This window comes from Brevundimonas viscosa (genome assembly GCF_900116065.1).
Lineage (GTDB): Bacteria > Pseudomonadota > Alphaproteobacteria > Caulobacterales > Caulobacteraceae > Brevundimonas > Brevundimonas viscosa.
The window spans coordinates 16,136-25,349 of record NZ_FOZV01000004.1; the positions used below are offsets into that span (position 1 = coordinate 16,136).

Sequence of the window (9,214 nt, forward strand, 5' to 3'; positions counted from 1 at the left end):
CTCGTCGAGCGGGCGCTAGCACCCGAAAGGATCAGGCACATGAAACTGAACGAAATCCGCGACAACGAAGGCGCCCACAAGAAGCGCATGCGCGTCGGCCGGGGCCCGGGTTCGGGCAAGGGCAAGACCTCGGGCCGCGGCGTCAAGGGTCAGAAGTCCCGCACCGGCGTCAGCCTGCTGGGCTTCGAAGGCGGCCAGATGCCGCTGTACATGCGTATGCCCAAGCGCGGCTTCAACAACCCCGGCGCCCTGAAGCTTGCCGAGGTCAACCTGTGGCGTCTGCAGGATGCCGTCGACGCCAAGAAGCTGGACGCCAAGAAGGAGATCAACGGCGAGGCCCTGGTGGCCGCCGGCGTGATCCGCCGCGTCAAGGACGGCGTTCGCGTGCTCGGTACCGGCGAGCTGAAGGCCAAGCTGAACCTGGTGGTCTGGTCGGCCTCCTCGGGCGCCGTGAAGGCCATCGAGGCCGCCGGCGGCACGGTGACCCAGCAGCGCATCGAGGCCGAGGCCAAGGCCGCGGCGCGCGTCGAGAAGCGCAACGCCGCCAAGGGCAAGGCTCCGGCGCCGAAGGCCCCCAAGGGCGGCGCCAACAAGGTGTCGGCCCGCGCCCGCCGGACCGCGGCGGCGAAATAAGCTGACGGGCGCCCTCGCCACGGGGGCGCCCTTCTCCTATCTGGACGCAGGCGGCGACTTCGGGTCGGATGCGCCGCGTTCTGATCAGTCGGGGTGACGACACATGGCTTCGGCCGCCGAACAACTCGCAGCAAACATGAACATGGGCTCGTTCGCCCGCGCGACCGAGCTGCACAAGCGTCTGCTGTTCACGCTCATGGCCCTGCTGGTCTACCGGATCGGCACCTATGTGCCGATCCCCGGCATCAACGCCGAAGCCTTCCTGCAGTTCTTCCAGAACCCCGACGGCCAGCGCGGCATCCTGGACATGTTCAACATGTTCTCGGGCGGCGCCGTCGAGCGCATGGCCGTGTTCGCGCTGAACGTGATGCCCTACATCTCGGCCTCGATCATCGTGCAGCTGCTCGGCGCGGTGTATCCGCCGTGGGAGAAGCTGAAGAAGGAAGGCGGCGAGAGCGGCCGCAAGCAACTGAACCAGTACACCCGCTACCTCACCGTGGTGCTGGCGCTGTTCCAGTCGGGCGGCATCGCCATCGGCCTGAACGCCCAGCCGGGGCTGATCGACCAGCCGGGCCTGTTCTTCATCGTCTCGACCATCACCGTCCTGACCGGCGGGACCATGTTCCTGATGTGGCTCGGCGAGCAGGTCACCGCCCGCGGCGTCGGCAACGGCATCTCGCTGATCATCTTCGCCGGCATCGTCGCCGTGCTGCCGGGCGCCATCGCCCGCATGTTCGGCCTCGCCCAGGAAGGCCAGATCTCGGCCTTCACCCTGCTGTTCTTCGTGGCCATGGCCGTCGCCGTGGTGGTCTTCATCGTCTTCATGGAGCGCGCCCAGCGCCGGCTGCTGATCCAGTATCCGAAGCGCCAGGAGGGCAACCGCATGGCCGGGGGCGAGCGCTCGTTCCTGCCGCTGAAGGTCAACACCGCCGGGGTCATCCCGCCGATCTTCGCCTCGTCGCTGTTGATGCTGCCGACCACGGTGGCGCAGATGACCGCCAACGCCGATCTGCCGTCGTGGATGAGCTGGCTGCCGGTCGTCACGGCCGAGATGCAACACGGCCGGCCGGTCTTCATGATCTTCTACGGCGCGCTGATCATCTTCTTCACCTTCTTCTACACCTCGATCACCTTCAATCCGGAGGACACGGCCGAGAACCTGCGCAAGTACGGCGGCTTCCTGCCGGGCATCCGTCCGGGCAAGCGGACGGCCGAGTATCTCGACTATGTGCTGACCCGCCTGACCGTGATCGGCGCCGCCTACATCACCGCCGTCTGCCTGGTGCCGGAAATGCTGATGGCCAACTCCGGCATGGGGCCGGCGATCATCGGCGGCACCTCGATCCTGATCGTCGTGTCGGTGACCATGGACACGGTGGCCCAGATCCAGTCGCACCTGCTGGCGCACCAGTACGAAGGCCTGATCAAGAAGGCCAAGCTGCGCGGCCGCGGCCGCGGGACCACGGCGCCGGCGCGTCGCTGATCACCTACGCTCGGGGAGGGCGACGATGAACCTGATCCTGTTCGGGCCGCCCGCGGCCGGCAAGGGCACCCAGGCCAAGCGTCTGGTCGACACCCGCGGCATGGTCCAGCTGTCGACCGGCGACATGCTGCGCGCCGCGATCGCCTCGGGCTCGGAGCTGGGCCTGAAGGTCAAGGACGTGCTGGCGCGCGGCGACCTGGTCACCGACGAGATCGTCATCGCCCTGATCGAGGCGCGGTTGCCCGAGGCGGAAGCCGCCGGCGGCGCCATCTTCGACGGCTTCCCGCGCACCGTCGCCCAGGCCGAGGCGCTGGACGCCATGCTGGCCGGACGGGGCCGCCAGATCGACCGCGTGGTCCGCCTGTGCGTCGACGACGAGGCGCTGACCGCGCGCATCGGCAAGCGCTTCGCCGAACAGGGCCGGGCCGACGACAATCCCGACACCTTCCGGGAGCGGCTGGCGGTCTACAACCGCAACACCGCGCCGCTGCTGCCCTACTATCAGGCGCAGGGGAAGCTGGTGGAGATCGACGGCATGGGCTCGATCGACCAGGTGTCCGAGGCGCTGGACGCCGCCCTGGCCTGACCAGCTGAACGGCGGCTGACCTTTCGGCCTCCGACGCGTTCATGGCCCATGTGGCACAGTCCGCGTGTGAGCATCGCCCTGCAGACCCTGAGACGCCCGCCGGTGCGCAACCTCGGCGTGGCTGTGGCCATCGCCGCCCTGCACGTCGGCGTCTTCCTCGTCATCGCGCGCACCCAGCCGTCGCCGCCCGCGATGCTGCCGCCGGTGATCGAGGCGGTGCTTTTCCGGCCGCCGCCGCCCGAACCCCCGCCGCCGCCCTCCAGGCCCGCGCCGGAGGCCGGGGGCGGCGCCCCCGCAGCCGCCTCGCGCATCCATACGCCGCCGCCGCGACCCGAGGCGCGACCGGAGCTGCCGGCGCCGCCCGTGCAGGCGCCCGCGCCGGACCTGACCGTCGGCGTCGCGCCGGCGCCGTCTCCCACGCCCGGCTTCGGTCAGGGCGGGGAGGGGACCGGCACGGGGAGCGGCGAGGGCGAGGGTTCCGGCCCCGGCTCGGGCATGCCGTTCATGATCGTACGCGGACCCAGCCTGGCCGAGGTGCGCCGCGAACACCCGCGCGCCGCCCTGGCCGCGCGTCAGTCGGGCCGGGCCGAGATGTCGTGCGAGATCCGCCTCGACCAGCGGCTGGAGAACTGCCGCCTGCTGCGCGAGACGCCGGCCGGCATGGGCTTCGGCGAGGCGGCGCTTCGCTCGGCCGGCTACTTCCGGGTGCGGCCCCCGCTCCGGGGCGGGCAGCCGGTCGCGGGCCAGCGCGGCGTCTTCGGCGTGGAGTTCGGTCCGCCGCGGCGCTAGAGTCCGCGTCGCGGGCCGGTCTCCCGTTGACGGAAGCTGAATCCCCTGTATAAGGCGCGCTTCCGCGAAGGGCGCGTAACGCTCCTGGTCTGTTGACCGGAGCGTTTGTTGCGTCCGCACACGCGTATCTGGAGAGCTTCGTGGCCCGTATCGCTGGCGTCAACATCCCGACCAACAAGCGCGTCGAAATCGCGCTTCAGTACATCCACGGCATCGGCCCGGCCGCTGCGAAGGAAATCACGTCGAAGGTCGGCATCGAGCCGGCGCGCCGCGTGAACCAGCTGACCGACGCCGAGGTCCTGCAGATCCGCGAGACCATCGACCGCGACCACACCGTCGAGGGCGACCTGCGCCGCGAGACCTCGATGAACATCAAGCGCCTGATGGACCTGGCCTGCTATCGCGGCCTGCGTCACCGCAAGGGCCTGCCGGTCCGCGGCCAGCGCACGCACACCAACGCCCGCACCCGCAAGGGTCCGGCCAAGCCGATCGCCGGCAAGAAGAAGTAAGAGAAAGACCTGACCGATGGCCAAGGAACCGGGTCGCGTTAAGCGCCGCGAACGCAAGAACATCACCTCGGGCGTGGCGCACGTGAACGCCAGCTTCAACAACACCATGGTGACCATCACCGACGCGCAGGGGAACGCCATCTCCTGGTCGTCGGCCGGCCACATGGGCTTCAAGGGTTCGCGCAAGTCGACCCCGTACGCCGCCCAGATGGCCGCCGAGGACGCCGGCCGGAAGGCCGCCGAGCACGGCGTGAAGACGCTGGAAGTCAACGTCTCGGGTCCGGGTTCGGGCCGCGAGTCGGCCCTGCGGGCCCTGCAGTCGGTCGGCATGACGATCACGACCATCCGCGACGTGACGCCGATGCCGCACAACGGCTGCCGTCCGCCCAAGCGCCGCCGCGTCTAAGCGACGACGTCGAGTACCTTTCTGCGCCGGTCCCGCCTTTCCTGACGAGGCGAGGGGGATCGGCGAAACCCGTTTCGAGGGACACCTATGATCGAACGTAACTGGCAAGAGCTGATCCGTCCCGAGAAGCCGCAGATCGAGGCGAGCACCGACCCGCAGCGCAAGGCGCGCCTGGTCGCCGAGCCCCTCGAACGCGGTTTCGGCGTGACGCTCGGCAACGCCCTGCGCCGCGTTCTCCTGTCGTCGCTGCAAGGCGCGGCGGTGACCGCCATCCAGATCGACGGCGTCGTCCACGAGTTCTCGTCGCTGGAAGGCGTGCGGGAAGACGTCGTCGACATCGTTCTGAACATCAAGCAGCTGGCCCTGCGCATGCACGCCGAGGGTCCGAAGCGCATGACCCTGCGCGCCACCGGCCCCGGCCCGGTGACCGCCGGCCAGATCGAGGTCCCGGCCGACATCGAGGTGCTGAACCCCGATCACGTGATCTGCACCCTCGACGACGGCGCCTCGGTGCGCATGGAGCTGACCGTCCAGAACGGCAAGGGCTACGTCGCCTCGGAGTTCAACCGCCCGGAAGACGCGCCGATCGGCCTGATCGCCGTCGACGCCCTGTACTCGCCGGTCAAGCGTGTCGCTTACCGTGTCGAGCCGACCCGCCAGGGCCAGTCGCTGGACTACGACAAGCTGGTGCTGGAAGTCGAAACCAACGGCGCGGTCTCGCCGGTGGACGCCGTGGCCTACGCCTCGCGCATCCTCCAGGACCAGCTGCAGATCTTCATCACCTTCGACGAGCCGAAGAAGGCTGTGGAAGCCGCCGACGGCAAGCCCGACCTGCCTTTCAACCCGGCCCTGCTGAAGAAGGTCGACGAGCTGGAACTGTCGGTTCGTTCGGCCAACTGCCTGAAGAACGACAACATCGTCTACATCGGCGACCTGATCCAGAAGACCGAGGGCGAGATGCTTCGCACCCCGAACTTCGGCCGCAAGTCGCTGAACGAGATCAAGGAAGTGCTGGCGACCATGGGCCTCAGCCTCGGCATGGACGTGCCGAACTGGCCGCCGGAGAACATCGAAGACCTGGCCAAGAAGTTCGACGACCAGATCTAGTTTCAACCCTCCGCCCAAGGTCCCCGGACCGCGGAGCGGTTAGAATGAGAGAGCCCAAGGTCCGCGGCGGTATCGCGGAAACCAGGGTTGAGTAGGAGAGACCCCGATGCGCCACGGCGCCGCCTATCGCAAGCTCGGCCGCACGGCCAGCCACCGCACCGCGATGTTCGCCAACATGGCCGCCTCGCTGATCAAGCACGAGCAGATCACGACGACCCTGCCCAAGGCCAAGGAGCTGCGGCCCTTCGTCGAGAAGCTGGTCACGCTCGGCAAGAAGGGCGACCTGCACGCCCGCCGCCAGGCCATCAGCCAGGTGCGCGACGTGACCCAGGTGGGCAAGCTGTTCGAGACCATCGCGCCGCGCTACGCGGAGCGGAACGGCGGCTACATCCGCATCATGAAGGCGGGCTACCGCCACGGCGACAACGCGCCGATGGCCGTGATCGAGTTCGTCGACCGGGACGTGGACGCCAAGGGCAAGGACTCGGGTCCGGTCCAGGCGTTCGAGGGCGACGACGAAGCCTGATCGGCTTCCTCGTCGGGGCAACGGAAGGGCGGCGGGTCGAACGATCCGCCGCCCTTTTCGCTGCGCGAAACATCACCAGATCGGGGAGGAGGCCGCCATGACCCCTGACCAAACCGTCGCCATCGTCGACTACCGGCCCGGCCACGCCGCCGCCTGGAAGGCGCTGAACGAGGCCTGGCTGGCCGAAGGCGGCTTCGTCGTGGAAGCCAAGGACCGCAAGGTGATCGGCGATCCGGAGGGCGCCATCCTGGCCCCCGGCGGGCGGATCTTCATGGCCGAGCGGGACGGCGAGGCGATCGGCTGCTGCTCGCTGATGCCGATGCAGGACGGCGGCTTCGAGGTGGCCAAGATGACCGTCTCGCCGGCCGCGCGGGGTCTCGGGCTGGGACGCCGGCTGCTGGAAGCCTGCGAGGCCGCGGCCCGGGCCGCCGGGGCGCCGCGGCTGTACCTCGAGACCAGCAGCACGCTGAAGCCGGCCGGCGCGCTGTACCGCAGCTTCGGCTTCGTCGACCTGCCGCCGCGCCCCAGCCCCTACGTCCGCGCCGACGTGTGGATGGAGAAGCGGCTGACGCCAGGCGGCTGAAGGCTCAAGTCGGGGTGGACTTGCGCGACTTCGCAGAGGCGACTTGGGGGACAGTCCGCAGGGGACATGGTGGACGGGGATGACATGGTGGACATGTCCCCGGAGCAGGCGCCTACTCTTTCGACAGGTCCTGCCGCCGGAACAGCAGCAGGGCCAGGCCGAGCGGGACCACGCACCACAAGGCCAGGCTGGCCAGCGCCGGCCAGAGCGCCGCCTCGGTCGACATGACCCGCGCCGCGCCGGGCGAGACGAGGCTCTTCAGCGTGTCGTAGGCGAGGCCGGGCATGAGCAGCTGGGCGGGCCAGCCGTCGGGATGCAGCTTCAACAGCATCATCACCGGCGGGGCGCCGAGGATCGACTGGCCGAACCCCAGCGCCCAGGGCACGAACAGGGCGGCCAGCAGCGAGCGGGTGACGACCGCCGTGAGCAGAGCGACCAGGCCGTACTGGACCATCCGCACGAACGACAGCAGCCAGATCAGGGCGGCGTCTCCGGCCTCGGCGGCGCCGAGGGAGAAGGTCGGCGGCCGCTCGAACACCAGCGCCTGGGCGAGATAGTAGACGAAGGCCGCGACCAGCATGGCCACGGAGGCGGCCACGGCCATCAGCTTCATCGTGCCGACCTTGCCGAGGATCAGCGCGGTGCGGGTGTTGCGGGCGCTGATCAGTCGCCACGTCTCCCAGCGGTAGTCGCCGGCATAGACCGTCGCGGCGGCGATCAGCATGAAGGTCATCAGCGCGCCATTGGCGGTCTGGTTGGCTCCGAAGGTGAGGAACTCCGCGAGGTTGAGGGGCGACCCCGCCCCGGTCGTGGGCAGGCCCGCGGCGGCTGCGGCGGCGTCGCCCTGGGCCTTGTTGACGAGGTGGTAGATCACCCCGCCGACCGCGAACATCAGCGGCACGAACACCACGCTCCAGAACACCGTCAGGCGATTGCGCAGCAGGCGGTGGGTTTCGGCGGCGAGCGCGTCAAACAGCATGGATCGTCTCCGGAGCCTGCACCGCGCCCGTTTCCGAGAAGAAGATGGACTCCAGGTCGGCGCCGACCCAGCGGGCCTCGTGGATGTCGACGCCCTGTTCGACGAGGGCGCGGATCAGGGCCGGCCCCTCGGCGCGGGACACGTCGGCCAGCACGGCGTCGCCGTCGCGGCTGCCCTTGGCGCCCAGCGCCTCCAGCACCCGCTCGACCGGGCCGGCGGCGAGGCGCAGCCGCTCGCCGACCGCGGTGAGTTCGCTGACCGAGCCCTCGCGCACCAGCCGGCCCTTGTTGAGAATGGCGACGCGGTCGCAGACCCGCTGCACCTCCAGCAGCTGGTGGCTGGCAAGCACCACGGTGACGCCGTCGTCCGTCGCGAGCGAGCGGATCAGGGCGCGCATCTCCTGGATGCCGGGCGGGTCCATGCCGCTGGTCGGCTCGTCGAGGATGACCAGCTCGGGCCGGCTCATCAGGGCGGCGGCGACCCCGAGCCGCTGCATCATGCCGACCGAGAAGCCGCGCACCTTGCGGTCAGCGGCTTCGCTGAGGCCCACCCGTGCGAGCCAGTGCGGGATGTCGGCCGAGCCGCCGATGCCGTGCTCCAGCGCCAGCCAGCGCAGCACCTGTCGCGCCGTCATGTAGGGCGGGAAGCGCGGCGTCTCGATCATCGAGCCCATGCGGCGCATATGGCTGATCTCGTTGACCGACCCGCCCATGACCCGCGCCTCGCCCTGGGTGGCCCGGATCAGGCCCAGCAGGATGCGGAACAGGGTCGACTTGCCGGCCCCGTTCGGTCCCAGCACCCCGTAGACCCCGCCGCGCGGAATGCTGAGGTCCAGCCCGTCGAGGGCGCGCACGGCTCCGTAGGTCTTGGTCAGCCCACGGGTTTCGATGACGGCGGTCATGGGGGGAGGTTGAACGCGTGTCGCGAGGAAGCGCAACTTACGCTTTCGCAACCTCCACAAGGGCACGGCCGGTCAGCGGCCTTCGAAACGCGGCCGTCCGGCTTCGACCACGCGAACCTGCGCTCCGAGGTGCCTCTCGATCTCAGACCAGTGCCGCTCCAGCCAGGCGATCAGGGTTCGGCTCGTCGTATTGCCGAGCCTGACCCAGACGATCTGCGGCCCGTCCGACCGCGAGGTTGCGCGGATGGCGAAGTCCTTGTCCTTGCTGATGATGATTCGTCCGTCGCGGCGCGCGAACTCCCAGATGTCCGAGTCGGTAGCGTGGAGCCCCACGTCATCCATTACGTGGGAGGCTTCGTGACCCCGGGACCGCAACCAGGCCGCCAGGCCGGGCGGCAGTTGGGCATCGACGAGGAACCTCACGCCGCAATGACGGCCGTGTCGCGAATTGCGGCGGCGGCGTAGGCGAGGCTGGCGCGGATATCATCCGGCTCCAGGTAGGGAAAATCGCCAAGAATCTCTTCCGCGGTCGCGCCGCCCGCGAGCATATCGAGGATGTCCTGCACGCGAACCCGGGTGCCCCGGAGACAAGGGCGGCCCCCGCAGACAGCGGGATCAATGGTGACGCGGGTCAGCAGGTCGCTCATAGGGGCAGACTACACCAGATCGCCCGGGGGAAGAACTCGGCGAGCGCAGAGCGGTCCGCGGTGAC

Annotated in this window: 13 protein-coding genes; 9 read left to right on the forward strand and 4 right to left on the reverse strand. The window is 69.4% G+C overall.

What is annotated here, in order from left to right:
• The first annotated feature begins 39 nt into the window (after positions 1-39).
• The 9 genes from rplO (at position 40) to BM333_RS08465 (ending at position 6,622) form a co-directional block, all read left to right on the forward strand.
• A complete protein-coding gene (gene rplO / locus BM333_RS08425) occupies positions 40-633 on the forward strand; it encodes a 50S ribosomal protein L15 (protein WP_092309794.1) in 594 nt (197 codons plus the stop codon).
• Positions 634-736: 103 nt separating this feature from the next.
• Positions 737-2,116: a preprotein translocase subunit SecY gene (secY, locus tag BM333_RS08430; protein ID WP_092309797.1), complete on the forward strand. Its 1,380-nt coding sequence runs from the start codon at positions 737-739 to the stop codon at positions 2,114-2,116.
• A gap of 25 nt (positions 2,117-2,141) precedes the next feature.
• Positions 2,142-2,702 carry an adenylate kinase gene (locus tag BM333_RS08435; protein WP_092309800.1) on the forward strand — a complete coding sequence of 187 codons (561 nt, stop codon included), beginning with the start codon at positions 2,142-2,144 and terminating at the stop codon, positions 2,700-2,702.
• Positions 2,703-2,768: 66 nt separating this feature from the next.
• Positions 2,769-3,491 (forward strand): energy transducer TonB, encoded by a 723-nt coding sequence (locus BM333_RS16255; protein ID WP_281246042.1) that lies wholly within the window; start codon positions 2,769-2,771, stop codon positions 3,489-3,491.
• Between the two features lie 140 nt (positions 3,492-3,631).
• Entirely contained in the window at positions 3,632-4,000 is a 369-nt protein-coding gene (rpsM, locus tag BM333_RS08445; RefSeq protein WP_092309806.1) for a 30S ribosomal protein S13, read from the forward strand.
• Between the two features lie 16 nt (positions 4,001-4,016).
• Positions 4,017-4,406 carry a 30S ribosomal protein S11 gene (gene rpsK, locus BM333_RS08450; protein WP_092309809.1) on the forward strand — a complete coding sequence of 130 codons (390 nt, stop codon included), beginning with the start codon at positions 4,017-4,019 and terminating at the stop codon, positions 4,404-4,406.
• 87 nt (positions 4,407-4,493) lie between these two features.
• Positions 4,494-5,513: a DNA-directed RNA polymerase subunit alpha gene (locus BM333_RS08455; RefSeq protein ID WP_092309813.1), complete on the forward strand. Its 1,020-nt coding sequence runs from the start codon at positions 4,494-4,496 to the stop codon at positions 5,511-5,513.
• Positions 5,514-5,619: 106 nt separating this feature from the next.
• Positions 5,620-6,039 (forward strand): 50S ribosomal protein L17, encoded by a 420-nt coding sequence (rplQ, locus tag BM333_RS08460; RefSeq protein WP_092309817.1) that lies wholly within the window; start codon positions 5,620-5,622, stop codon positions 6,037-6,039.
• 97 nt (positions 6,040-6,136) lie between these two features.
• Positions 6,137-6,622: a GNAT family N-acetyltransferase gene (locus tag BM333_RS08465; protein WP_092309820.1), complete on the forward strand. Its 486-nt coding sequence runs from the start codon at positions 6,137-6,139 to the stop codon at positions 6,620-6,622.
• A gap of 112 nt (positions 6,623-6,734) precedes the next feature.
• Here the strand turns inward: BM333_RS08465 and BM333_RS08470 are convergent, their stop codons facing one another.
• The 4 genes from BM333_RS08470 to BM333_RS08485 all read right to left on the reverse strand — a co-directional run bounded on the left by BM333_RS08470 (position 6,735) and on the right by BM333_RS08485 (position 9,149).
• Entirely contained in the window at positions 6,735-7,601 is an 867-nt protein-coding gene (locus BM333_RS08470) for an ABC transporter permease subunit (protein ID WP_092309823.1), read from the reverse strand.
• Positions 7,591-8,502 carry an ABC transporter ATP-binding protein gene (locus BM333_RS08475; protein WP_092309826.1) on the reverse strand — a complete coding sequence of 304 codons (912 nt, stop codon included), beginning with the start codon at positions 8,500-8,502 and terminating at the stop codon, positions 7,591-7,593. Before BM333_RS08475 ends, BM333_RS08470 begins: the two co-directional genes overlap by 11 nt.
• Positions 8,503-8,574: 72 nt before the next feature.
• The gene (locus tag BM333_RS08480) at positions 8,575-8,925 is read right to left on the reverse strand and encodes a DUF5615 family PIN-like protein (protein WP_092309830.1); all 351 of its coding nucleotides are present in this window, start codon (positions 8,923-8,925) and stop codon (positions 8,575-8,577) included.
• Entirely contained in the window at positions 8,922-9,149 is a 228-nt protein-coding gene (locus BM333_RS08485; RefSeq protein ID WP_092309832.1) for a DUF433 domain-containing protein, read from the reverse strand. The genes BM333_RS08480 and BM333_RS08485 overlap by 4 nt, the downstream gene beginning before the upstream one ends.
• Positions 9,150-9,214: the final 65 nt, after the last annotated feature.